Below are 24900 nucleotides of genomic sequence, written 5' to 3'. Positions count from 1 at the left end.
ACATTTTATAAACACTCATGGAAGAAAAAAAATTCGACTTTAATTCCCTCATAGGATTCGTTCTATTAGGTGCAATTATGATTTGGTGGATGTACACCAATCAACCAACTCCTGAAGAATTAGCTGCAGAAAAAGCTAAAACAGAACAAGTACAAGAAGAAGTTAAAACTTCAAACACAACAACTTTAATTGATACTGCTGCAGTAATTACTCAAGCTACAGATTCACTTTCTTTTGAAAAAGCAAAAGGGGAACTTGGTGCATTTGCGTATTCAGCTTCTTTACCTTCTGCTTCAAAGAATGAAACTATTTTAGAAAATGATTTATTAAGGCTGGTTATTTCAAATCAAGGTGGACAAATTAAGGAAGCTCTAATAAAAAAATATGTTACTCATGATTCCCTACCATTATATATTGTAAAAGATAACAACGCTTCTTTCAATATTAATTTTGGAACTTCAGATAATAGAACATTAAATACAAAAGATTTATTTTTTGAACCAACTTTAACAAAAGATGGTGAAAATAATGTGCTTTCTATGAAATTGAAAGTGGCAGATGATAAATTTTTAGAATATAGATATGAATTAAAGCCTGATGAATATATGATTGATTTCATAATTCGTTCACAAGGTTTAAGTTCAGCCTTAAATTCATCACAACAATTAGTTTTAGATTGGAATTTAAAAGCGTTTAAAAATGAAAAAAGTATTCGCTATGAGAATCAACAAACTGAATTATATTATGAAAAAGAAGATGAAAAAATTGACTATTTATCAGTTGGAAAGGAAGATGATGCTGAAGAAAGTGATGTAAACTGGGTAGCATTTAAACAACATTTTTTCTCTTCCATTTTAATTTCTGATCAAGGTTTTGAAAAAGCATCATTAACCTCAAAATCACTAGTTGAAAATGAAGATATTGACACCACTTTTACCAAACAATTTAATTTAAAAGCACCAATTGCTTTAGAAGGTGGCGAATTAAATCAAAAAATGAATTGGTATATTGGACCAAATGATTACAAAATTCTAAAAGGATACGATAGAAATATAAAAGAAGTTGTAAACTTAGGTTGGGGAATATTTGGGTTTATAAACAGATATGTATTTATTCCTGTTTTTAACTTTTTACAAGGTTTTATTGGTAACTACGGCTTAATTATTATTCTTTTAACTATTGTGGTTAGAATTATAATGTCGCCTTTAGTGTATAAATCATATTTATCAAGTGCTAAAATGAAAGTACTTCGACCAGAAATGGATGAGATTAACACTCGTTTACCTGGTAAAGAAAATGCCATGAAACGTCAGCAAGAAACAATGGCGGTACAAAGTAAAGCAGGTGTTAGTCCGCTTTCTGGTTGTATTCCAGCATTGTTACAAATGCCAGTTTTCTTTGCACTATTCAGATTTTTCCCGTCAAATATAGATTTACGTCAAAAAGGATTTTTATGGGCGGAAGATTTATCTGCTTACGATTCTGTTTTTAAATTACCATTTAAAATACCAATGTACGGAGATCATATCAGTTTATTTCCAATTTTAGCTTCTGTAGCCATTTTCTTTTATATGAGAATGAGTCAAAGCCAGCAAATGAATATGCAACCTCAACAAGAAGGAATGCCAGATATGCAAAAAATGATGAAAATGATGATGTATCTGTCGCCAGTTATGATGTTAATTTTCTTTAATATGTATGCAAGTAGCTTAAGTTTGTACTATTTTGTTTCTAACTTATTAACTGTTGGAATTATGTTAGTTATTAAAAACTACATTATTGATGAAGATAAAATTCACGCTCAAATTCAGGAAAACAAAAAGAAACCTAAAAAAGAAAGTAAGTTTCGTCAGAAATTAAATGACGCCATGAAACAAGCACAAGAGCAACAAGCAAAGCAGCAAAAAAAGAAATAACATTCTTTTTAAAATATTTAAAAAAAGCATCAAACTTAAAAACTTTGATGCTTTTTTTTGCTTTTAATTCCTTTCCATATTATTAAAATTAACTAACTTTATAAAGCTAAAAAATGGCTCTTTATGAAATTCAACAAAAAATTATTTACGTATTTTATAATTCTCATTTTCATTTTTGCCTGTTCAAAAAATGATAATACTTCTGTAATTCCAAATGAATCAAGCAAAGAAATTACCATATTTCATATTAATGATCAACACGGACAATTAGATAATTTCTCAAAAATTAAACATATTGTTGATGAAGAAAAAAAACTGACTAATGTACTGTTAGTTTGTGGTGGCGATATTTTTTCTGGAAATCCTGTAGTAGATAATCATCCACAAAAAGGTTTTCCAATGATTGATGTTATGAATGCTGTTGGTTTTGACGTTACTGTTATTGGAAATCACGAATTTGATTATGGAGAACTCATTTTAAATGATCGTTTTAACCAATCTAAGTTTAGTTGGATTTGCGCTAATGTAAATACAAGCAATAGTTCTATCACTCAACCAAATTCTTTTAAAACAATAGCCATTAACGGACTTAAAATCACTTTTTTAGGATTAGTTGAAACCGATGGAAAAGACAATGATATTATCCCATCAACACATCCTTGGCGCGTACAAAATTTAACGTTTGAAAAATTTGAAAACAGCGTAGTAAAATATGCTAATTTAAAAGAAAATCAACAATCCGATGTATTAGTGGCACTTACACATTTAGGTGAAAATTCAGATTTTAAACTAGCCAATAACTACCCTTATTTTGATCTTATTATTGGCGGACATTCACATTCTGTTACCAATCAAACGGTTAATAATATTCCTATTTACCAAGCTGGATCTAACTTAGCTAATTTGGGAAAAATTAAACTGACTATTAAAAACAAGCAAATTGAATCTGTTAATTATGAACTTATTAACTTAAATAATTATAAAAGTGTTGATGCTGCTATCAAAGAAAAAGTTGACTATTATAATGCAAATTCAAATTTAGATGACATAATTGGTTTTTCAGAAGCCTATCATTCAAAATCTAATGTTGGTAGTTTATATACAGATGTTTTAAGAAAACAAATGAATGTAGATCTAACTTTTCAAAATACTGGCGGTATTAGAAATACTTTAGATGCAGGAGATATTTTAAAACGTGAAATTTATAGTATTGATCCTTTTAACAATGGTTCAGTGACTTACACTATGACAATTGCTGAAATTAAAAACTTTTTAGAGCAAACTAAAATTGCTATTTACTATGCTGGAGTTAACATTTTACAAGTAAATGGTACTATTGAAATTAGAGATAAAAATAACCAACTATTAAATGATAACATTTCATTAACAGTTGGTTTAAATGATTATATTCCAGCAGTATATGACTCTTATTTTACACAAACGCCTACTATTAAACCTTATACTACAGCAGAAGGATTGATTGCATATTTACAAAATAATACAGGTGCAATAAATTACACACAAGTAAATAGCTATTTTCAATATCAATAAAAAATTTTACTTATTTAAAAAAGCCAATACATTTTTTTCAATTCGTTCAGCAATATTGCTAACGTCTGATTTTAAAAAGGTTTCACCCGTAATTTTCTCGTATAATTCAATATAACGATCAGAAATTTCATTTATTTTTTCTTCATTCATTTCAGGAATTACTTGCCCTTCTAGTCCTTGAAAACCATTGGCAATTAACCATTGACGTACAAACTCTTTAGATAATTGTTTTTGAGTTTCTCCTCTATTTTGTCTTTCCTGATAACCATCTGCATAAAAATAGCGAGAAGAATCTGGCGTATGAATTTCATCAATTAAAACAATTTTACCATCTTTTGTTTTTCCAAATTCATATTTAGTGTCCACCAAAATTAAACCTCGTTCTGCAGCAATTTCAGTACCTTTATTAAACAAAGCACGTGTGTATTTTTCTAAAACTTCATAATCTTCTTTAGAAACAATTCCTTTAGCTAAAATATTTTCTTTTGAAATATCTTCATCATGTGCTCCGTTATCAGCTTTTGTTGAAGGCGTAATAATTGGAGTAGGAAATTTATCGTTTTCTTTCATTCCTTCTGGCATTGTAACACCACAAAGTAAACGTTTCCCTGCTTTATATTCACGTGCTGCGTGACCAGACAAGTAACCTCTAATTACCATTTCAACTTTAAAAGGAGTACACATATGACCTATTGCAACATTTGGATCTGGAATTGCAATAATCCAGTTTGGGACAATATCTTTAGTTGCTTCCATCATTTTTGATGCAATTTGATTTAATATTTGTCCTTTAAACGGAATTTGTTTTGGCATGATAACATCAAACGCAGAAAGTCTATCTGAAGCTATCATTACTAATATTTCATTATTTATATTATAAACTTCTCTAACTTTTCCTTTATAAACTGAAGTTTGATTTGGAAAATTGTAATTGGTGTTATTAATTGTATTGCTCATTTTTTTGTGTTGTGTTACTTATTTAAATTTCAAAAATACTTCAATTATTCGGTGCCTACTTCTAAATTTTTATAGGCTGTAATTATTTCTTTTACCAATCTGTGTCTAATTACATCTTTATCATCAAAATGTACAAATGCAATTCCTTTAATATCTTTTAAGGTTAGCATAGCTTCCTTTAAACCAGAAACTTGCCTACGAGGTAAATCTATTTGCCCAGGGTCTCCGTTTATAACAAATCTAGCGCTTTTCCCCATTCTTGTTAAAAACATTTTCATTTGATTATGAGTGGTATTTTGCGCTTCATCTAAAATCACAAAGGCGTTGTCTAATGTTCTTCCACGCATAAATGCCAAGGGAGCAATTTCTATAATTCCTTTTTCTATGTAAGAATCTAATCTTTCAAAAGGAATCATATCTCTCAAAGCATCATACAATGGTTGCATATACGGATCTAATTTTTCCTTTAAATCTCCTGGTAAAAAACCTAAGTTTTCGCCGGATTCAACAGCAGGCCGTGTTAGTACAATTCTTCTAACTTCTTTTTCCTTCAGTGCTTTTACTGCCAATGCAACTGCTGTATATGTTTTTCCTGTTCCTGCTGGACCAATGGCAAAAAGCATATCGTTCTTCGCCATTTTATCAACCATTTTTCGCTGATTTACAGTTTGGGCTTTTATCAATCTTCCACTTACTCCGTGAACCAAAACATCATCAGCAAATTTTGTGGTTTTACCTTCTTTTCCGTTTGAAGTTAAAATTTGTTCAATACTATTTTCATCTAACTTATTATACTTGTTAAAATAATTGATAAGCATTGTTAAACGTTTCTCAAATTCATCCAAAATTTCAGGTTCTCCGTAAGCTTTTAAGCTTGTTCCTCTTGCTACTATTTTAAGTTTTGGATAATATTTTTTTAATATTTCTATATGAGAATTTTGAGTTCCAAACAAATCGTTTGGGTTAATCTCTGTCAGTTCAATAATGCGCTCGTTCAAATGATAAAAGTTGTTAAGTTTAAATAAAATTTAGATTTCCATTAACAGAATAAATGATTAGATTTGTAACAAATTTAATTATATCAACTAATAAAATTTGATTCTTTACAAATAAGTTTTAAACATTTTATTAAGGTACAATTTTATTCGATTTTTAAAAAAAACTTGCGAGATAATTTATGTCAATAATAACGTTAACTACTGATTTTGGGATTAAAGACCATTTTGTAGGAGCCATAAAAGGCACTATTTATAGTGAATTACCCGATGCTAGAATTGTTGATATTTCGCACCAGATTTCACCCTTTAACATCACAGAAACTGCTTATATTTTAAGAAATGCCTATAAAAGTTTTCCTAATGGCAGTATTCATATTATTGGTGTAGATTCTGAATTAAATGAAGAAAACAAACACATTGCCTTATTATTAGATAATCACTATTTTATTTGTCCTAATAATGGTGTTATTTCTTTATTAGCTTCTGAAATTAAACCCGAAAAAATTGTTGAAATCAATATTCACGATCGTGTTGAAACTATTTTTCCGGTTTTAGATGTTTTTGTTAAAGTTGCCTGTCACATTGCACGCGGAGGAAAATTAGAAGTTATTGGCAAAGTAATTCCTGAATTTGAAAAAATGGTTGAATTACAACCAACTATTTCAGCAGACAATAATACTATTTTCGGTAACGTTATTTATGTAGATAATTATGGAAATTCCATTAGTAATATTTCTAAAAAAACATTTAATGAAATAGGTAAAGGACGAGATTTTGAAGTAATTGCCAACAGATATTCATTTAAAAAAATTGTTGAAAAATATAGCGATATTGTTGATTTTTCAGTACCAAAAGAACAACGACAAAAAGATGGAACGCGTTTGGCCTTATTTAACACTTCTAATTATTTAGAAATTGCTATTTACAGAAGCAATTTAAATACTGTTGGTGGTGCAGCCTCTTTATTAGGCTTAAATTATAGAGATTTTATTACCGTAAAATTCACTTAAAATATGTTTGTAAGAATTGTAAAAATGACTTTTGACGCCACTAAAATTGAACAATTCCTTGAAAATTTTAATGAAAACAAAACTAAAATACGAAACTTTGAAGGTTGCCGTTTATTAGAATTATACAAAGATAAAAACGAACCAACTATATTTTTTACTTATAGTTATTGGGATTCTGAAAAACATTTAAATAATTATAGAAACTCTGAACTATTTAAAGCTGTTTGGGCAAAAACTAAAATCCTTTTTTCTGATAAACCAGAAGCTTGGAGTGTAGATAAATTAGAAAGCTTATCATAAAATGATACCAATTTTAAAAAAAGAACTTACTTCATTTTTCTCATCACCAATTGGGTATTTGGTAATTACCTTGTATTTATTGGTTAACGGATTATTTTTATGGGTTTTTGAAGGTGATTTTAATATTTTACACGCAGGATTTGCAGATTTAAATAGTTACTTTTTTTTAGCACCTTGGATCTTTATTTTTTTAATTCCGGCAATAACAATGCGCAGTTTTTCTGATGAAATAAATACTGGAACCATTGAAATTTTAAAAACTAAACCAATTACAACTTGGCAAATTATTTTTGGCAAGTATTTTGGCGCTTTAATTTTGGTAGTCATTGCCATTATTCCAACATTAATATATGCTTATAGTGTTTATCAACTTGGTAATCCGGTTGGAGATTTAGCTATTGGAACAACGTTAGGCTCTTTTATTGGTTTACTTTTTTTAGCAAGCGCCTATAGCGCAATTGGCATATTTTGTTCAACACTGTCAAAAAATCAAATAGTCTCATTTTTAGTAGCTGTTTTTATTTCATTCTTTTTATACTACGGATTTGAAGCCTTAGCTAGTTATAACGTATTTGGAAGTTTAGATTACACCGTTCAAAATTTAGGAATGAGCGCACATTTTAATAGTATAGGAAAAGGTGTAATTGACACGCGAGATTTAATTTATTTTTTTTCTATAACCTTGCTATTTTTGTTTTTAACCAACTTTAAACTTGAAAATGAAAAATAGAACTTCTAAAATAGTATTTTTTATTATTGGTTTAATTTTGATAAACCTTATTGGAAACAACGTATATAAACGCTTCGATTTAACTGAAGACCACCGTTATACCCTTTCTGAAACCACAAAAAATATTGTGAAAAAAGTTGATGATATTATACTTGTGAAAGTGTATTTACAAGGTGATTTTCCTGCGGAGTTTAAAAGACTTCAAACGGAAACAAAATTGCATTTAGAAGAATTAAAATCTGTTAACAAAAATATTCAATTTCGTTTTATAAATCCTACTGATATTTCAGAAGAATTAATTGCCAGCGGTTTAGAGCCAAGCAGTTTACAAGTTCAGGAAAATGGAAAATTATCTGAAATGGTTTTGTTCCCTTGGGCAGTAATTAATTACAAAGATAAAACCGAAAAAATTCCATTATTAAATGATGTTTTTTCTAATTCTCAGGATGAACAATTAGAAAGTTCTATCCAAAATTTAGAATTCGCTTTTGCAGACGCTATCCATAAAGTTACTTCTACAAAATCAAAAAAAATAGCCGTTTTAAGAGGAAATGGTGAATTAACAGACATATATATTGCAGATTTTTTACGAAAATTAAATGAATATTATTTATTAGCGCAATTCACGTTAGATTCTATTGAAACACAACCGCAAAAAACGCTGTTTGAACTTTCTAAATTTGATTTGGCAATTATTGCAAAACCAACTGAAAAATTTTCGGAACAAGAAAAATTTGCGTTGGATCAATTTATAATGAATGGAGGAAAAACATTGTGGATGATTGATAATGCACAAGCAGAATTGGATAGTTTACAAAAAACTGGAGAAACGTTAGCATACCCAAGAGATTTAGGTTTAACAGATTTCTTTTTTAATTACGGCATCCGAATTAACCCAGATTTAGTAACGGATTTGTACTGTTCTCAAATTCCCTTAGCAACCGGAAATATTGGAAATCAAACACAATTCAGTCAGTTTCCTTGGATTTATTTTCCACTAGCAATTTCTAAAAATAATCATCCAATAAATACAAATATTGAAGCTGTAAATTTAAGATTCGCCAATAACATTGATACTTTAAACAACAATATTAAAAAAACTATTTTATTACAAAGTTCTCCCTTTTCAAAAAAAATAGGAACTCCAGCAATTATTTCATTAAAAACTATTGGAAAAACACCTAAAAAAGAAGAATACAATAACGGAGATCAAACATTAGGTCTACTTTTAGAAGGTAAATTTAAATCGGCATACAATGGCAGAGTTAAACCTTTTAAAACATTGAAACCGTTTGAAAATGGTGTTGAAAACAAAATGATTGTTATTTCAGATGGAGATATTATTTCTAATGAAATATCAAAAGGACAACCCATAGAATTAGGAGTTGACAAATGGACCAATCAACGTTATGGAAATAAAGATTTTCTTTTAAATGCTGTCAATTTTCTATTAGATGATGCTGGTTTATTAAATATTCGTACCAGGAAAATTAAAATCAATTTTTTAGATAAACAAAAAGCATTTGAAGAAGCTAAAAAATGGCAGTTTATAAATATTGCTTTTCCTCTAATTATTTTAAGCATTTTTGGAGGTTTATTTTACTATTTTAGGTTTAAAAAGTACCAATAGTAAGCTTCAAAAATCTTCTTAAAGAACTGTTAAAATTAAAAGTCTAAAAAATACAGCCTTTTAAAATGTTATATTTGTTAATAAACTAAAAAAATATAATCATTATGCTAAAAAAATTATCAATATTATTCATGTTCGTTGGTTTTATATCAACTGCCAATGCACAAATTAAAACACCGCAACCAAGTCCAACACAAAAAATAGAACAAGTTGTTGGTTTAACAGATGTTACAGTTGAATATTCTCGTCCAGGAATGCGAGGAAGAATCATTTTTGGAGATTTAGTTCCTTTTGGTGAAGTTTGGAGAACTGGTGCAAATGCAAATACAAAAATTACTTTTAGTGACAACGTAACTGTTGATGGGAAAGAATTAAAAAAAGGAACGTATGCTATTTATACTATTCCTAATGAAAATTCTTGGGACGTAATATTTTACTCTGAATCTAATAACTGGGGAAATCCACAAAAATGGGATGAATCTAAAGTAGCTGCAAAAACAACTGTTGACGTATTAGAAATGCCAATGAAAGTTGAAACTTTCACCATTACTTTTGATGATTTAGCCACTGGATCAGCAGTTTTAGGAATACTTTGGGAAAATGTTTACGTAGGTGTTAAATTTGATGTTCCAACTGATGCAATTACCTCAAAAAGTATTGAAACTGTAATGGCCGGACCTTCTGGAAACGATTATTTTCAAGCTGCAACATATTACCATACAGAAAAAAAGGATTTAAAACAAGCCTTAGCTTGGATGCAAAAAGCAACTGCTGGTGAAAATCCTCCATTTTGGTATTTACGAAGAATGAGTTTAATTCAAGCTGATTTAGGAGACAAAAAAGGTGCCATTGCCACCGCACAAAAATCGTTAGCAGGTGCTGAAAAAGCAAACAATGCTGATTATGTTAAAATGAATAAAGAATCAATAGCCGCTTGGCAAAAATAATTATATATGAAAAGTTTAAAATTAACCCTTGTTTTATTGTTGTTAACAACCATTGTTTTTGCGCAAAAAAGCCCAAGAAAACAAGTAAATGGTACTATTGGACACGTAACTGTTGATATAGATTATGGAGCTCCGAGTGTTAGAGAAAGAGTGATTTGGGGAGAATTAGTTCCTTATAATCAGGTTTGGAGAGCTGGTGCAAATGAAAATACAACAATATCATTTGATGAAGAAGTTACTGTAAAAAATAAATCTATATACGCTGGGAAATATGGCTTTTTTATTATTCCAAAAGAAGATAGTGATTGGACAATTATTTTAAGCAGCGAAAATGATGCTTGGGGATCCAACTCTTATAATGAAAATGAGGATGTTGTAAGATTGTCTGTTACACCTCAATTTATAAATGAAAATCAAGAAGAATTGACTTATAGTGTAAATAATGATGGAATTGTTGTTGCTTGGGAAAAAGTAAGACTTTTAATTCCTATTCAATAAATAATATATTTATTTTTAAAAAAGCACCTAAATTTAGGTGCTTTTTTTATGCAAATTCTTTTTTAGTTGTAAATGATTGTATTAAAATTGCTATAAACATTACTAAAGCGCAACCAAATAAATTCAACCATAAATAAGGCATCCAATCATAATACCAACCTACAATTACAATAATTTGAGTAATTAAAGCAGCAATAAAAACAGCATTACTTTTCACATAGTTAATAAAAAATGCCAACAGAAAAATTCCTAAAACATTTCCATAAAAAATAGAACCAATAATATTTACCAATTGAATTAAATTATCAAACAAATTTGCTACACAAGCCACAGAAATAGCAATTAATCCCCAAAGTAATGTAAACCATTTGGAAGCCCTTACATAATGCTTTTCTGTTTTTTCCGAAGTTACATTTCTTTTATACAAATCAATTGCAGTAGTACTCGCCAAAGCATTTAATTCTGAAGCTGTGCTAGACATTGCGGCAGATAAAATAACAGCCAACAATAACCCTATTAATCCTCTTGGTAAATTGTGTAATATAAAATGTATAAACACATAATCTTTATCATTTGTTTCAACCGAAGAGTTGGCTTTTTTAATCAATACTTTAGCCGCATCTCTATTTTCTAAATCTAAGGAATTTATTTGCTGAATATTTTCAATTAACTCAGCATTCATTAATTCATTTCCATATTTTAAACTAGCAATATATTTTTGTTTTTCAAACTCTAATTGCTTGTCTTCTAGCAACTTATATTCATTAGCGTATTCAGAATTTTTAACTGCATTATTTGCTGCAGGATTAAAATTTAAAGGTGAAGGGTTAAACTGATAAAATACAAAAACCATTACTCCTACCAATAAAATAAAAAACTGCATTGGTACTTTTAATAAACCGTTAAATACAAGTCCTAATTGCATTTCTTTTACCGATTTTCCAGACAAATAACGTTGCACTTGGCTTTGATCTGTTCCAAAATATGATAATGCTAAAAATGAGCCACCAATAATTCCACTCCAAAATGTATACCGATTTTCAAAATTAAACGAGAAATTTAAAATATCCATTTTTCCACTTGCTCCAGCAATTTTCAAGGCTTCAACAAACGAAATATCTTCTGGCAAGTAACTCACAATCAAATAAAAAGCAACAAACATCCCTCCAAAAATTACTGCCATTTGTTGTTTTTGAGTAACACTTACCGCTTTTGTTCCACCAGAAACCGTATAAATTATTACTAAAACTCCAATAATAATATTTAGCATGGTTAAATTCCACCCTAAAACTGCCGATAAAATTATTGCCGGAGCAAAAATGGTAATTCCCGCTGCTAAACCACGTTGTATTAAAAATAAAATAGCCGCTAAACTTCTGGTTTTTAAATCAAATCTGGTTTCTAAATATTCGTAGGCTGTAAAAACTTTTAAACGATGATAAATTGGAATAAAAACCAAACAAATAACAACCATTGCAATTGGCAATCCAAAATAAAATTGCACAAAGCCCATTCCACTGTGAAACGCTTGCCCTGGTGTTGATAAAAAAGTAATGGCGCTTGCTTGGGTTGCCATTACGGACAAACCTATAGTCCACCATTTTGCTTCGCTTCCTCCCTTTATATAATCATCAACATTTTTGCTTCCTTTGGTTTTATAAGCACCATAAGAAACTATAAAAAGTAATGTACCAATAAGTATTATCCAATCTAATTGTTGCATAATTCTAAGTGAAAATTTCCATTAAAATATAAAACACTAAAATATAAAAAGCATTCAGCAACAATACCGTAGTATATTCACTTTTCCAATGATATTTTTGATTATCCATATTAGTTTTTAATTATTTTTTCTGAAGGAGATTTTCCAACAGAAAGCATATTTGCAAATAATTTATAAGCTCCAGAAACTCCTGCAGGCAGCTCTCTAAAAAAACTTAAGCCTGTATATATGAAATTTCCTTTGCCAAATTTAGCAATTAATAAACTACCATTACTTTCTGCCTCGTTTTTATCATTCATACTAATAATTGCTTGAAAATTAGCATCCCATTCGCTTGGAAAATACAAACCTCTTTCTTGAACCCAACCTTTAAAATCGTCCTGAGTAATTTTATTTGGAAAATTCAACAATGAATGTGTTGGAATTAGTATTCTCACTTCTGCATCCTCTTCTGTAACTCTTTCTCTTGATAGTTTTAAAGGAAATGGCGCAACCTCATCTACTTTTAATCTAAAGTTTGTATTGTACTGCACAATTAAAGTTCCTCCATTTTCAGCATAATTATGCAAATATTTTTGATAAAACTTAGCCTTATCATTGGTATTATATGCTCTAATTCCCAAAACAACTGCATCAAAATTAGACAATTTTTCTGGAGTTATCTCATCTTCTTTTAACTCAACAACAGTATAACCAATTTGACGTAAACTAGTTGGAATTTCGTCTCCAGCACCTTGAACATACCCAATTAATTGTCCTTTTTTCTCAATATTTAAACGAACAACTTTTGCTTCTGAAGGCATTATAATGGATTGAAATGGAATGTGGTTATAATCAATTTCAACCAATTCATTTGTGTAAATTTCACCATCAATTTCAACAATTGGAGAAATAAATCCTTCTGATTGATTTTTTGGGGGATAAACATCAAAAGTAAATGTTTTCTCTTCTCCTTTTTGCGTTAATTTAAATTCAATATTTTCTGGCTGCACTTTCCAATTATCAGGATAACATAATGATAATTTTCCCGATAAATTTTCTTTTACAGACTTTACTTTTAATGAAATTTTTTGAGCACTTTCATTTGAAAAAACAAAAACTTTCTCTGTAAAAGTTGCAGAAACCTTTGGAAGAATTTCAAATGGTTTATATACTTCTCCTTTCACAGGATCGTTGTATTTAAATATAACTTCTTTACTTATTGAGATTTCAACACCATTGATTTCAACTAAAAAATTAGTAACAATTTCACGTGGCGTTTCTGGTAAACTTATAAAATTAGTGTTTTCAACTTTATACATTCCTAAACTACCCTTTTTTGTGAGCCAATACGGAGCTGTATTTTTTATTTCAGCAGGAATTTCAACATCAAAATTAAAAGATAAAGGTTCATTTTTTTTTAATTCCATATTTTTTAACTCACTAACATTTAATGACTTAACTATAATAGAATTTAAAACTATTTTAGTATCACTTCTATTAATAATATCAATATTTAATTTGTTTTTTGAACCATTAGTTGAGGAAGATTCGTTTGAAACTGCTTCTAAATACAAGCCTGAACACGCCGAAATTATGTCAACTATTTCTTTTGACTTAATTGTTTTCCAATGTTCATCTTTTAAGTTTTGAATTAATGAATACGCTTGTACTAAATCCGAAATACTTGCAGCAGGATTCTTAAAATTATATTCATCTGCTACTTTCTGTAAAATTTTGCCAATTTTATTTCCACCTTCAACTCTATTCCAAGTGGTATCAATACCATCAAAAATGTTTTTATTTTTTGGAAAATCTCCTTTTAAAAATTCTAAATATTCGGTTTGATTTCCTCGAGAACCTGTACTTCCAAATCCTTGTGATTGATGCTGACTGCGGCTTAAAGCAGCAATTTCACCATTAGACAAGCCTAAATTTTGATAATACCCACCAACTTCAACACTTAATAAATTTGTTTTATCGGCTTTATTAAAATTTTCTTCACTTCCATAAAACCACCATGAAGTATTAAAAAATAAACGAGTAGGTTTCCAAACTTCATCATTTTCCAAATATGTTTTATATGTATTATCCGCAGCCAAATCAAAAGCTTCAACGCTTAACATTGCCGATGATGTATGGTGTCCGTGTGTACTTCCTGGCGTATTTGCATTAAATCTGTTTACAATTACATCTGGTTTAAATTTTCTGATTACCGCAACAACATCTGTTAAAACTTCGTCTTTATTCCAAATTTCCAACGTTTCATCAGGGTGATTAGAATACCCAAAATCATTGGCTCTGGTAAAAAATTGTTCGCCACAATCAATTCTTCTAGCTGCTAATAATTCTTGAGTTCTTATAACGCCTAATAATTCGCGCAATTCAGAACCTACTAAATTTTGACCACCATCACCTCTTGTAATACTTAAATACGCAGTTCTAGCTTTTACTTCATTCGCAAAATAGGAAATTAAACGTGTGTTTTCATCATCAGGATGTGCTGCTAAATATAACACAGAACCTAAAAAATTCAATTTTTTAATAGACTCATAAATTTCACCGGAAGTTGGCTTTTTAGGAGCTTGGGCATTAGAATAATTAAAAAAGAATATGGATATTAAAAGAACTGAGAAAAGTTTTTTCATAAAAAATTAAATTTTTTAGTAGAAAAACAAATATAAAATTAAATTGTACCATTACTAATTTTGTTAACGTTTATTAACACAATTATAACTAAAATTAAATTGTAAAAATTAGTTTAAAAGTGTTTACAACCATATAAAAGTGTTAATAACTAACATTTTTTAAAACAACATTTTTAGAATATATTTGTAACTTATTCCATTAAAATAATCATAAATGAAATTTATAGTATCAAGTAGTCAATTATTAAAACAACTTCAAGTATTAGGTGGAGTAATTAATAGCAGTAATACGTTACCTATTTTAGATAATTTTTTGTTTGAATTAAATCAAAACGAATTAAAAATTTCAGCATCAGATTTAGAAACTACAATGAGTACAATTATTGAAGTAGAATCTGAGTCTAAAGGTTCTGCAGCAATTTCTGCGCGTTTGTTATTAGATACCTTAAAAACATTTCCAAATCAGCCTTTAACTTTTAAGACGGAAGAAAATAGCACCATTGAGATTAGCTCTAGTCACGGTAAATATGATATGGCTTATTTTGATGGCAGTGAATTTCCAAAGGCTGTTTCAATTCAATCCCCTAGCAGCACATTAATTCCTGGAGATGTATTAGCTACAGCTATTTCAAAAACAATTTTTGCCGCAGGAAATGATGATTTAAGACCTGTAATGAGCGGCGTATTTTTTCAGTTTAGTAATGATGGGCTAACTTTTGTAGCTACAGATGCTCATAAATTGGTAAAATACACCAGAACAGATGTTACCGCAAATACAGCTGCTGAATTTATTATGCCTAAAAAGCCTTTAAACTTATTAAAAGGAATTTTAGCCGGATCAGAAAGTGATGTAACTATTGAATATAATGAAGCAAACGCTAAATTTATTTTTGATAATGTTGTGTTAATCTGTAGATTAATTGATGGCAAATATCCAAATTACGAAGCTGTAATACCAAAAGAAAATCCAAATAAATTAACGGTTGATAGAGGAACATTTTTAAACTCTGCACGTCGTGTTTCAATATTCTCAAGCAAAACAACACACCAAATCAGATTAAAAATGGCAGGAACAGAATTAAATATTTCTGCTGAAGATATTGATTATTCTAACAAAGCTGAAGAACGTTTAGTATGCGAATACCAGGGCGATGATATGCAAATTGGTTTTAATTCTCGTTTTTTAACGGAAATGTTGAGTAATTTAAATTCTAACGATGTTTTAATTGAAATGAGTTTACCAAACAGAGCGGGAATTTTAACGCCTGCAGATGGTGTTGAAGAAGGCGAATTTATTACAATGTTAGTAATGCCAGTAATGCTAAATAGCTAAAAAATTACATAAAATATTAAATATCAAAAATCCGCTTTTAGCGGATTTTTTTGTATCATTGTTTTTAAATCTTTTCTATGAATTTTTTGGCACATTTATACCTTTCAAACAGCAATGAAAACATATTAATTGGAAATTTTATTGCCGATGCTGTTAAAGGTAGAAAGTTCAATGATTATCCTAAAGAAATAAAAGCAGGAATTTTACTACACCGAGAAATTGACAATTATACTGATAATCATCCTATTGTAAAAATTAGCAAGCGCCGTTTACATGAAAGATACCATCATTATGATGGTGTAATTATTGATATTTTATACGACCATTTTTTAGCGAAAAACTGGAAAAAATATTCTGAAATACCTTTAAAAGTGTACGCAAAAAATATTTACACTTTTTTGGAGAATAATAATGAAATACTTCCTTTAAGAGCTCAAAATATGTTACCATATATGGTTGAATATAACTGGCTAGTTAGTTACGCTTCTATTGAAGGAATTGCCAAAGTTTTATCCGGAATGAACAAAAGAACAAAAGGAATATCTAAAATGGATTTAGCTGTTGAAGATTTACAAATTCATTACTTAGAATTTGAAGAAGATTTCACCATGTTTTTTGAAGATTTAGTTCAATTTTCTAATAAAAAAACTAAAATATTATTAACACAATGAAAAAGATAGTAATCATTCTTTGTGCTTTAGTGCTAGTTGTAAGTTGCAAATCAACAAACATTCAAAACAACAAAAAAGCCAAAACAATTGGAGTTTTAGTGGATAGCGCAATGGTGGTTTCCGCAAGAGAAGAAGCGTCTAAAATTGGTGTTGCAATATTAAAAAAAGGTGGAAATGCTTTTGATGCTATGATTGCAACTGAACTTGCTTTAGCAGTTGCCTACCCTTTTGCAGGAAATATTGGCGGTGGCGGATTTATGGTGTACAGAACAAATGACGGAAAAACTGGCGCATTAGATTATAGAGAAAAAGCGCCTTTGGCAGCTTCAAAAAATATGTATTTGAATGAAAATGGAGATATTATTTTTCAAAAAAGTACGCTTGGCGCTATGGCAATTGGAGTTCCTGGAACTGTAGACGGACTTTTTAAAGTATATGAAAAATTTGGAACATTGCCTTTTTCTGATCTCATTCAACCAGCTATTGATTTGGCTTATAAAGGAGTAATTATTACTGAAAAACAAGCAGATAGAATTAAAAAATACCAGCCATATTTCAGTAAAGCAAACGATACAACTATTTTGTATGAAGCAAACTGGAAAGCAAATGATACCATTAAATATATTCAACTCGCAAAAAGTTTAGAAAGAATACGTGATAACGGAAGAGATAGTTTTTACAAAGGAAAAACTGCTGAATTATTAGTGAATTATATTCAAAAATTAGGTGGAATAATTACAAAAGAAGATTTAGAAAAATATGAAGCCAAATGGCGTAAACCTATTGAATTTACCTACAAAGATTTAAAAATAATCTCTATGTCGCCACCTTCTAGTGGCGGAATATGTAATGCTCAAATTTTAAAAGCAATAGAGCCTTTTAACATTGCTGAATTTGGCCATAACTCATTAAAATCGATACAATTAATTACCGAAGCAGAAAGAAGAGCTTATGCAGATAGATCTTTTTATTTAGGAGATCCAGATTTTGTAAAAATTCCAATCGACACGTTAATTTCTTCAAAATATATTCAACAAAGAATGGCAAATTTTTCATGGAAAAAAGCAACAACATCTTCAACACTTAAACACGGTAAAATTATTGGTTATGAAAGTGATGAAACTACACATTATTCAATTGTAGATAGTTTTGGGAATTCAATTTCAGCAACTACAACGCTTAATGGCGCGTATGGTTCAAAAGTATTTGTTTCAGAAGCTGGTTTCTTTTTAAACAATGAAATGGACGACTTTAGCGCTAAATCAGGAACGCCAAATATGTTTGGACTTATTGGAGCTGAAGCCAATGCAATTGCTCCAGAAAAAAGAATGTTAAGTTCAATGACTCCCACAATTGTTGAAAAAAACAATCAATTTTATATGTCTGTTGGTTCACCAGGTGGATCTACCATTATAACATCGGTAATGCAAACAATTTTAAATGTGTATGAATTTGGTTTTGGAATGCAAGAAGCCGTAAATTTGCCAAGATTTCATCATCAATGGTTACCTGATTTTATTACAATGGAACCAAAAGGGTTTACACCTAAATTAATTAAAAATTTAGAAAAAAAAGGATACAAAATTCAACAAGAAAACACAACCATTATTGGTAAAGTTGATGCCATTTTAAGGTTGCCAAATGGAAAATTAGAAGGTGGCGCAGATTATAGAGGTGATGATACAGCAATTGGATTTTAAAAATATTTATTATGAATTCAAAAACAATTACAAACGGAATATTAAAAGCACTCGCCATTATTATTGGGTTTTCGCTCTTATTATTTTTTCTTTATAAAATACAATCAATATTAATTTATATTGCCATTGCAGCTGTAATTTCATTAATTGGAAGTCCAATCATACGTTTTTTAAAACAGAAACTTAAATTTCCAAATACATTGGCTGTTATTACAACTATGTGCTTTTTTTTAGGAATTCTTTCTGGACTCATTAGTATGTTTATTCCATTAATAATTAAGCAAGGAGAAAACCTATCGTTATTAAACATTGATCAACTTCAATATACAATTGCACATTTATTAAATCAGATAAATGATTATTTTTTATCTCAAAATATTGATATTTTAAACGAAATTAAAAACGCCGATTTATTTAAAAACATAACCGCCATTCCAAATCTACTTAATTCAGTAATTGGAACTGTTGGAAATTTAAGTGTTGGTTTATTTTCGGTACTTTTTATCACGTTCTTTTTTATGAAAGATACCGGAATTATGGAAAAATCATTATACGTTTTAGTGAATGATAAAAGCGAAAACAAGCTTCGTAATTCATTAAAAATTATTCATAATTTATTATCGAGATATTTTATTGGACTTGTTTTTCAAATACTCATCATATTTATTATTTACACTATGATACTTGTTCTTTTTGGTATACAAAACGCCATTGTAATTGCCTTTTTGTGTGCATTACTAAACTTAATTCCTTATGTTGGGCCATTAATTGGAGGTGTTTTAATGCTTTTTCTATCTATGAGTAGTAATTTAGGTGAAGATTTTCAAACCGTAATTTTACCAACTACTATTTATGTAATGATAGGTTACATAATTGCTCAGTTAATTGATAATTTTTTAAGTCAGCCTTTAATTTTCTCAAATAGTGTAAAATCGCATCCATTGGAAATCTTTTTGGTGATTATGATTGCAGGAATTTTATTTGGAGTTACAGGAATGATTGTTGCAATACCAACCTACACTGCCATAAAAGTGATTTTAAAGGCCTTTTTAGCCGATAATAAAATTGTGAAATCATTGACTAAGGATTTATAAAATATGAATACTTACATAGCGCTTTTAAGAGGAATTAACGTTTCTGGTCACAATAAAATTAAAATGGTTGATTTACAACAGCTATTTTTAACTATCGGCCACAGTAATGTTACAACCTATATACAAAGCGGTAATGTCATTTTTTCTTCTGAAGCTAATGATATTTCAAAAATAGAACAAACAATCATTCATGAAATTGAAAAGCAATTTAGCTACGCTATAAAAGTAATTGTATTAAAAAAAAGTGAATTAGAAGTAATTTATAATTTTAATGGTTTTGAAGCAATTGATGACTTAGATTTTAAAAAAGTATGTGTCACAATTTTAAAAGAAAAACCAACCGAAGATGGAATTGAAAAGGTAAAAGCTTTAGCTGCCGCTGATGAAAAAATAATATTTAAAGAAAAAAATGTGTACATCTATTGCCCAAATGGCTTTGGAAGAACCAAACTTTCTAACAATAATATTGAAGCTAAACTAAACGTTTCTGCAACCTCTAGAAACTGGAACACCATTACGAAACTTGTAGAATTAAGCAATTAACAATTTGAATTTAAACATTTTAAATACCGAAGTTCAGAATTTTATAAATTCAAATTTAAAAACGGATTTAACAAAATTAATATTAAAAGGAAGCCCGTTTAATACTATTGCCATACAAGAAATTGCAGAACAAATTGTTTCAAAAAATAAATGTGAAACAAAATTACCAACGTGGTTTTCAACAAAAAATATTTATTATCCAAATAAATTAAACATCGAACAAACTTCTTCTGAAATTACCGCAAATTATAAAGCAAATTTAGTTTCAGGAAGCTCATTAATTGACCTGACAGGCGGTTTTGGAATTGACACATACTATTTCTCTAAAAAGATTAAAAATAGCACACATTGTGAAATAAACAATGACTTATCCGAAATTGTCTCACATAATTACCAACAATTAAAAGTAAGTACTATTAAAACAGTTCAATCTGATGGTTTGTTATTTTTACAAGAACACTATAAAACCTACGATTGGATTTATGTAGATCCTTCCAGAAGAAATGATAGTAAAGGAAAAGTATTTTTACTAGAAGACTGCATACCTAATATTCCCAAAAACTTACAACTTTTATTTAAAAACGCTAGTAATATTTTAATTAAAGTCTCTCCTATTTTAGATATTACAAGCGCCATTCATGAATTAGAATTTGTAAAAGAAATTCACATAGTTGCAGTTGAAAATGAAGTGAAAGAACTTTTATTTGTTCTTGAAAAAAATTATGTGGGAAAAATTTCTATAAAAACCGTTAATATCAGTAAAAAGAAAAACCAATTTTTCAATTATACTTTTAATGAAACATTAACCGCTACTTATGCTGAACCACAAAAATATTTGTATGAACCAAATTCAGCCATTTTAAAATCAGGCGGGTTTACACAAGTTTCTTCTTTATTAAAAATTGACAAACTACATCCACACTCCCATTTGTATACTTCAAATGAAATACTTGATTTTCCGGGAAGAGTTTTTAAAATAGATTATTGTATTACGTACGATAAAAAGTTGCTAAAAACTTTAATTCCTTCTAAAAAGGCAAATATAACAACACGTAATTTCCCAGAAACAGTAGAACAAATTAGAAAGAAAACCGGAATAAAAGATGGTGGAAATCAATATTTATTTTTCACAAAGGATTTATTTGACAAATTGAAAATAATTATTTGTTCAAAAATCTAAAATACTATTTCAAGTATCATATCTTATTTTTAAAAGATAAAATCACGTTTAAAATTAAAATTCAAAATAACACCAATTACTCATTTAACTAAATAAAACGTTTAAAACAATACATAAATGGTATTTAATTTTAAATTATCTACATCATGCTATTGTGTAATTAAATATCTTTATTTATATTTGTGCCGTAAAAGCGTCCCTATAAGTACAAATTTTTACGGAGAGGATTTGTAGTTTATCGTTTTTAAAGGTAAAAACACCCAGTTTTATCTAATTAAAAATGAAATTTGCTTTTAAAACATCTCCAAAATAGAAATTTTATATACTAAAATTTGAAAGTATTTAACACCTTGAAAAGGCTGTAAAGCCTTAAAAAACAAGGAATAATATCTTTCCTGATTCATATTTTTTTAAAATTTTAAAAATTTATGCGGATTTTTATTGCTTATAAGTAAGATTTATTGTAAGTTTGATGTTCTTACTAATCATTTAATTCTTACTAAAAATGAAAAAATTAAAGTTAATTTTCGGATTACTTATGGTAACTGCATTTGTTGCTGTAACAGTATTAAGCGCTACTTCAACTGAAGATACTGCTGTTAGAAGAGATGTTATTTTACCAACTAACGGATAACAAATATTTACTAAATAACACTTTGATAAAACATACCACAACGAAAACGTTGTGGTTTTTTTGTTATCCTTTTTCTACAATTTTAAAAATTAATACTTATATTTGATATACTCAAACACATAGTAGAAACCCCTATCGAATGAAAAGTAATAAAAAAAATTCATTAATAGCTAGTAGTATTATCATGATACTAATTTTATTTAGCCCTTATTTAATGTATTTGCATAAAAGTATACCTGCAGACCTAGAAAATTTTGAAACTATTTTTGGGGTAATTAAAGGTGGTCACTATAAATATGCTCAAGTATTTATTTATTTTTTACTGGCCAAACTTTCCCCATTAATATTACTCTTTTTATGGTTTATAACTTGTAAGCATTGGTGGGTACACGCACTAATAATACCAATTGTAGTTTATTTATTTCAAATGATTTCAATTTTCAATGATAGTTTAAAATATGTTGATGAAGTTGAGTTCATTTATACAATACCTATCGCGGCAATCGTTATGGGTTTGTTATATTTTATAAGAAGTAAAATTTCCATATATATTCAAGCGGTAGATCTTAAAAAGGAAATGGATGAGAACATGAAAGTTCCAAAACAATTTAAATAACTTTTTATAAAAAAAGCGATTTAGAGTACTAAATCGCTTTTTTTTATTTTATTATATAATTAATTATTTTCTTACTTCTTTTATTAACGCAATTGCATTTTTAACATCTTGCTCTAATTTTGCGTAATCTTTGTTCTTTAAAATATCGCTAGAAATTAACTGAGAACCCATTCCAACGCAAGTTACACCAGCATTAAACCAAGCAGATAAATTCTCTTTTGTTGGGGAAACACCACCGGTTGGCATCGCACTTGTCCAAGGTTGTGGCCCTTTTATGCCTTTTACAAATTGAGGCCCGTAAATATCTCCAGGGAATAATTTTACAATTTCACAACCTAACTCTTCAGCCTTTGTAATTTCAGTTAATGTTCCACATCCAGGTGACCATAACACTTTACGTCTATTACAAACAACTGCAATATCTTCTCTTAAAACAGGAGTTACAATAAAGTTTGCTCCTAAAGCCATATATAAAGAGGCTGCTGCTGCGTCTGTAACAGAACCAACTCCCATAATCATACCAGGTAATTCTTTAACAGCGTACTTAGTTAATTCTCCAAAAACTTCGTGAGCGAAATCACCACGAGCTGTAAATTCCATTAAACGTGCACCTCCATCATAACATGCTTTTAATACTAGTTTGCTTAATTCTAAATCATTGCTGAAAAACAACGGAATCATGCCTGTTTCTTTCATTGCTGTTGCAACTTCTATTCTTGTAAATTGTGCCATTATTTATGTTTTTTTATTAATCTATTAGAAAGTATTTGTTTATTTATTTTCACTTATAAACTTTACATATAAAACTAATCCCAGTTTAATATTTTCTTAAAATCATATTTTTCTGGGTTTGAAATATATTTTTTTGCTTTACTATAATCCTTTTCTTTTATATAAATTAGGTTATTTATAAATAGTTGTGCCATATCAGATTCTATATCAACTAATCTAGGTTTTACTTTCCCATTTTCATCTTCAAAATCTTTTAAATACAACGGTGTTATATCTCCCCTTGAATTTGCACTTACAATACATCTAGAAATTCCTTGGTCAAATAATTTTTTAACACCAATTCCTAAAAGTGTGCATAACGTTAAATCAAACGCAATTGGATTGCAACAACGTAACTCATATCCTATTTCAACTGGTCTCGTCTTAATATCTAAACCTAATTCCTTTAATTTTAATTGCAATAAATAGTTGAAAATATGAGATTTACTAACGTTTCCCAATTCTGGATGTCCATGTTCATCATAGGTTAAATTAATACCCGAGTTATTAATCTCAGCATCATCCATAAAATGAAAAACACCTTCACTTACAAGCGCCACACCATATTTAATATTGCTTATTTTACTCTTTATTATTGATGAAATAATCATATTAATTATTTTATCAAAAGTAATGGTAGTTTTATTAAACATTTCCGGAATAATCATCATTGGAAAATGACAAGCAGATGCAATGCCGAAAGCTAAATGTCCTGCAGATCTTCCCATTGCGGACATTACAAACCAATTTTCACTTGTCCTTGCATCTTCATACACAGTATTACCTATCCTAACCCCTTCATCTTTAGCTGTATGAAATCCAAATGTAGGATTTCTATCAGGTAAAGGCAAATCATTATCAATAGTTTTTGGTACATGTATATGAACTACATCTAATTCCTTCTCAATAAGATATTTTGTTAATCTACTCGCTGTTGAAGCTGTATCATCGCCACCAATTGTAACTAAAAGCTTAACATTGTTTTTCTTAAAAAAGATATCATTAAAATCAGTATCTTTTGGTTTAAATCTGCTCATTATAAGCGTAGATCCACCTCTACTAAAAATTCTATCAGCCTTATGAAAATTAAAATATTTAACAGAAGGGCTTTCACTCAATAAACCTTTAAAGCCTTCGTGAACACCAATTACTTCATAACCATCTTTTAGAAATGTTTTGGCTAACGTACTGATTACAGTATTTATACCAGGTGCTGGACCTCCTCCGCAAATTATTGCTATAGCTTTTTTCATAATAGATTTGGAGAGTTCAACTTACATAACTGAACTCTCCTATAAACAAACCTAATTATTATTATTTTTTATTATCGTGCTACTCTTCCTGAAGCGTCTCCACCCATTAGTTTATTTACTTCATCAACAGTTACCAAGTTAGCATCTCCTTTTATGGTATGCTTTAAACAAGATGCTGCTACTGCAAAATCCAAGGCGTTTTGATCATCTTCTGGGTA

Annotated in this window: 22 protein-coding genes and 1 pseudogene; 16 read left to right on the top strand and 7 right to left on the bottom strand. The window is 29.2% G+C overall.

Annotated features, from left to right (window positions below):
* The first annotated feature begins 17 nt into the window (after positions 1-17).
* Both yidC and JEY78_RS14905 read left to right on the top strand, forming a co-directional pair.
* On the top strand, positions 18-1916 hold the full coding sequence (gene yidC / locus JEY78_RS14910) for a membrane protein insertase YidC (protein ID WP_291853187.1): 1899 nt from the start codon (positions 18-20) through the stop codon (positions 1914-1916).
* Positions 1917-2039: 123 nt separating this feature from the next.
* Entirely contained in the window at positions 2040-3467 is a 1428-nt protein-coding gene (locus tag JEY78_RS14905; RefSeq protein ID WP_291853185.1) for a bifunctional UDP-sugar hydrolase/5'-nucleotidase, read from the top strand.
* A gap of 6 nt (positions 3468-3473) precedes the next feature.
* Here JEY78_RS14905 and JEY78_RS14900 read toward each other — a convergent pair whose 3' ends face one another.
* Together JEY78_RS14900 and JEY78_RS14895 are read right to left on the bottom strand one after the other, a co-directional pair.
* Positions 3474-4424, bottom strand: coding sequence for a phosphoribosylaminoimidazolesuccinocarboxamide synthase (locus tag JEY78_RS14900; RefSeq protein ID WP_291853182.1), 951 nt, complete (start codon positions 4422-4424; stop codon positions 3474-3476).
* Positions 4425-4468: 44 nt separating this feature from the next.
* Complete coding sequence (locus tag JEY78_RS14895; protein ID WP_291853179.1) at positions 4469-5422, bottom strand: PhoH family protein; 954 nt, start codon at positions 5420-5422, stop codon at positions 4469-4471.
* A gap of 179 nt (positions 5423-5601) precedes the next feature.
* Between JEY78_RS14895 and JEY78_RS14890 the strand changes: the two genes are divergently transcribed.
* The 6 genes from JEY78_RS14890 to JEY78_RS14865 all read left to right on the top strand — a co-directional run bounded on the left by JEY78_RS14890 (position 5602) and on the right by JEY78_RS14865 (position 10537).
* Entirely contained in the window at positions 5602-6432 is an 831-nt protein-coding gene (locus tag JEY78_RS14890) for an SAM-dependent chlorinase/fluorinase (protein WP_291853177.1), read from the top strand.
* A gap of 3 nt (positions 6433-6435) precedes the next feature.
* Positions 6436-6732, top strand: coding sequence for a putative quinol monooxygenase (locus JEY78_RS14885; protein ID WP_291853174.1), 297 nt, complete (start codon positions 6436-6438; stop codon positions 6730-6732).
* Position 6733: 1 nt separating this feature from the next.
* Entirely contained in the window at positions 6734-7462 is a 729-nt protein-coding gene (gldF, locus tag JEY78_RS14880; RefSeq protein WP_291853171.1) for a gliding motility-associated ABC transporter permease subunit GldF, read from the top strand.
* Entirely contained in the window at positions 7452-9092 is a 1641-nt protein-coding gene (gldG, locus tag JEY78_RS14875; protein WP_291853168.1) for a gliding motility-associated ABC transporter substrate-binding protein GldG, read from the top strand. The genes gldF and gldG overlap by 11 nt, the downstream gene beginning before the upstream one ends.
* Positions 9093-9196: 104 nt before the next feature.
* Positions 9197-10039 (top strand): DUF2911 domain-containing protein, encoded by an 843-nt coding sequence (locus JEY78_RS14870; protein WP_291853165.1) that lies wholly within the window; start codon positions 9197-9199, stop codon positions 10037-10039.
* A gap of 6 nt (positions 10040-10045) precedes the next feature.
* Positions 10046-10537, top strand: coding sequence for a DUF2911 domain-containing protein (locus JEY78_RS14865; RefSeq protein WP_291853162.1), 492 nt, complete (start codon positions 10046-10048; stop codon positions 10535-10537).
* Between the two features lie 46 nt (positions 10538-10583).
* On the opposite strand, the gene JEY78_RS14860 is transcribed toward JEY78_RS14865, so the two are convergent.
* Positions 10584-12260, bottom strand: a complete 1677-nt coding sequence (locus JEY78_RS14860) for a sodium:solute symporter (RefSeq protein WP_291853159.1) — start codon at positions 12258-12260, stop codon at positions 10584-10586.
* A 110-nt stretch (positions 12261-12370) separates the two neighbouring features.
* Entirely contained in the window at positions 12371-14887 is a 2517-nt protein-coding gene (locus tag JEY78_RS14855) for a PIG-L family deacetylase (RefSeq protein ID WP_291853156.1), read from the bottom strand.
* Positions 14888-15101: 214 nt separating this feature from the next.
* Here JEY78_RS14855 and dnaN point away from each other — a divergent pair, with 214 nt between their 5' ends.
* From dnaN to JEY78_RS14815, 8 genes are all read left to right on the top strand, one after another.
* Positions 15102-16220, top strand: a complete 1119-nt coding sequence (gene dnaN, locus JEY78_RS14850; protein WP_291853153.1) for a DNA polymerase III subunit beta — start codon at positions 15102-15104, stop codon at positions 16218-16220.
* 77 nt (positions 16221-16297) lie between these two features.
* The gene (locus tag JEY78_RS14845; RefSeq protein WP_291853150.1) at positions 16298-16891 is read left to right on the top strand and encodes an ACP phosphodiesterase; all 594 of its coding nucleotides are present in this window, start codon (positions 16298-16300) and stop codon (positions 16889-16891) included.
* Complete coding sequence (gene ggt, locus JEY78_RS14840; protein WP_291853147.1) at positions 16888-18591, top strand: gamma-glutamyltransferase; 1704 nt, start codon at positions 16888-16890, stop codon at positions 18589-18591. Before JEY78_RS14845 ends, ggt begins: the two co-directional genes overlap by 4 nt.
* An 11-nt stretch (positions 18592-18602) precedes the next feature.
* A complete protein-coding gene (locus tag JEY78_RS14835; protein ID WP_291853144.1) occupies positions 18603-19685 on the top strand; it encodes an AI-2E family transporter in 1083 nt (360 codons plus the stop codon).
* A gap of 3 nt (positions 19686-19688) precedes the next feature.
* Positions 19689-20228, top strand: a complete 540-nt coding sequence (locus JEY78_RS14830; protein ID WP_291853141.1) for a DUF1697 domain-containing protein — start codon at positions 19689-19691, stop codon at positions 20226-20228.
* A gap of 4 nt (positions 20229-20232) precedes the next feature.
* Positions 20233-21408: a class I SAM-dependent methyltransferase gene (locus JEY78_RS14825; RefSeq protein ID WP_291853138.1), complete on the top strand. Its 1176-nt coding sequence runs from the start codon at positions 20233-20235 to the stop codon at positions 21406-21408.
* Positions 21409-21913: 505 nt separating this feature from the next.
* Positions 21914-22042 carry a hypothetical protein gene (locus tag JEY78_RS14820; protein WP_291853135.1) on the top strand — a complete coding sequence of 43 codons (129 nt, stop codon included), beginning with the start codon at positions 21914-21916 and terminating at the stop codon, positions 22040-22042.
* A gap of 139 nt (positions 22043-22181) precedes the next feature.
* On the top strand, positions 22182-22658 hold the full coding sequence (locus JEY78_RS14815) for a hypothetical protein (RefSeq protein ID WP_291853133.1): 477 nt from the start codon (positions 22182-22184) through the stop codon (positions 22656-22658).
* A 63-nt stretch (positions 22659-22721) separates the two neighbouring features.
* Here the strand turns inward: JEY78_RS14815 and JEY78_RS14810 are convergent, their stop codons facing one another.
* The 3 genes and pseudogenes from JEY78_RS14810 to JEY78_RS14800 all read right to left on the bottom strand — a co-directional run.
* The gene (locus JEY78_RS14810) at positions 22722-23390 is read right to left on the bottom strand and encodes a bifunctional 4-hydroxy-2-oxoglutarate aldolase/2-dehydro-3-deoxy-phosphogluconate aldolase (RefSeq protein WP_291853130.1); all 669 of its coding nucleotides are present in this window, start codon (positions 23388-23390) and stop codon (positions 22722-22724) included.
* Positions 23391-23464: 74 nt separating this feature from the next.
* Positions 23465-24682 (bottom strand): 6-phosphofructokinase, encoded by a 1218-nt coding sequence (locus JEY78_RS14805; protein WP_291853127.1) that lies wholly within the window; start codon positions 24680-24682, stop codon positions 23465-23467.
* A 71-nt stretch (positions 24683-24753) separates the two neighbouring features.
* Positions 24754-24900: pseudogene (locus JEY78_RS14800) on the bottom strand (sugar kinase); the annotation flags it as partial.

Origin of the sequence: Lutibacter sp., assembly GCF_016342705.1 — a bacterium.
Taxonomy (GTDB): Bacteria; Bacteroidota; Bacteroidia; order Flavobacteriales; family Flavobacteriaceae; genus Lutibacter.
The sequence above is the reverse complement of the archived record's forward strand: the minus strand, read 5'-3'. Positions and strand labels throughout refer to the sequence as shown.

Bases quoted from the DNA above. Each gene is read 5' to 3' on its own strand.
- yidC (WP_291853187.1), top strand. From the start codon at position 18: ATGGAAGAAAAAAAATTCGACTTTAATTCCCTCATAGGATTCGTTCTA.
- JEY78_RS14905 (WP_291853185.1), top strand. From the start codon at position 2,040: ATGAAATTCAACAAAAAATTATTTACGTATTTTATAATTCTCATTTTC.
- JEY78_RS14900 (WP_291853182.1), bottom strand. From the start codon at position 4,424: ATGAGCAATACAATTAATAACACCAATTACAATTTTCCAAATCAAACT.
- JEY78_RS14890 (WP_291853177.1), top strand. From the start codon at position 5,602: ATGTCAATAATAACGTTAACTACTGATTTTGGGATTAAAGACCATTTT.
- JEY78_RS14885 (WP_291853174.1), top strand. From the start codon at position 6,436: ATGTTTGTAAGAATTGTAAAAATGACTTTTGACGCCACTAAAATTGAA.
- gldF (WP_291853171.1), top strand. From the start codon at position 6,734: ATGATACCAATTTTAAAAAAAGAACTTACTTCATTTTTCTCATCACCA.
- gldG (WP_291853168.1), top strand. From the start codon at position 7,452: ATGAAAAATAGAACTTCTAAAATAGTATTTTTTATTATTGGTTTAATT.
- JEY78_RS14870 (WP_291853165.1), top strand. From the start codon at position 9,197: ATGCTAAAAAAATTATCAATATTATTCATGTTCGTTGGTTTTATATCA.
- JEY78_RS14865 (WP_291853162.1), top strand. From the start codon at position 10,046: ATGAAAAGTTTAAAATTAACCCTTGTTTTATTGTTGTTAACAACCATT.
- JEY78_RS14860 (WP_291853159.1), bottom strand. From the start codon at position 12,260: ATGCAACAATTAGATTGGATAATACTTATTGGTACATTACTTTTTATA.
- JEY78_RS14855 (WP_291853156.1), bottom strand. From the start codon at position 14,887: ATGAAAAAACTTTTCTCAGTTCTTTTAATATCCATATTCTTTTTTAAT.
- dnaN (WP_291853153.1), top strand. From the start codon at position 15,102: ATGAAATTTATAGTATCAAGTAGTCAATTATTAAAACAACTTCAAGTA.
- JEY78_RS14845 (WP_291853150.1), top strand. From the start codon at position 16,298: ATGAATTTTTTGGCACATTTATACCTTTCAAACAGCAATGAAAACATA.
- ggt (WP_291853147.1), top strand. From the start codon at position 16,888: ATGAAAAAGATAGTAATCATTCTTTGTGCTTTAGTGCTAGTTGTAAGT.
- JEY78_RS14835 (WP_291853144.1), top strand. From the start codon at position 18,603: ATGAATTCAAAAACAATTACAAACGGAATATTAAAAGCACTCGCCATT.
- JEY78_RS14830 (WP_291853141.1), top strand. From the start codon at position 19,689: ATGAATACTTACATAGCGCTTTTAAGAGGAATTAACGTTTCTGGTCAC.
- JEY78_RS14820 (WP_291853135.1), top strand. From the start codon at position 21,914: ATGAAAAAATTAAAGTTAATTTTCGGATTACTTATGGTAACTGCATTT.
- JEY78_RS14815 (WP_291853133.1), top strand. From the start codon at position 22,182: ATGAAAAGTAATAAAAAAAATTCATTAATAGCTAGTAGTATTATCATG.
- JEY78_RS14810 (WP_291853130.1), bottom strand. From the start codon at position 23,390: ATGGCACAATTTACAAGAATAGAAGTTGCAACAGCAATGAAAGAAACA.
- JEY78_RS14805 (WP_291853127.1), bottom strand. From the start codon at position 24,682: ATGAAAAAAGCTATAGCAATAATTTGCGGAGGAGGTCCAGCACCTGGT.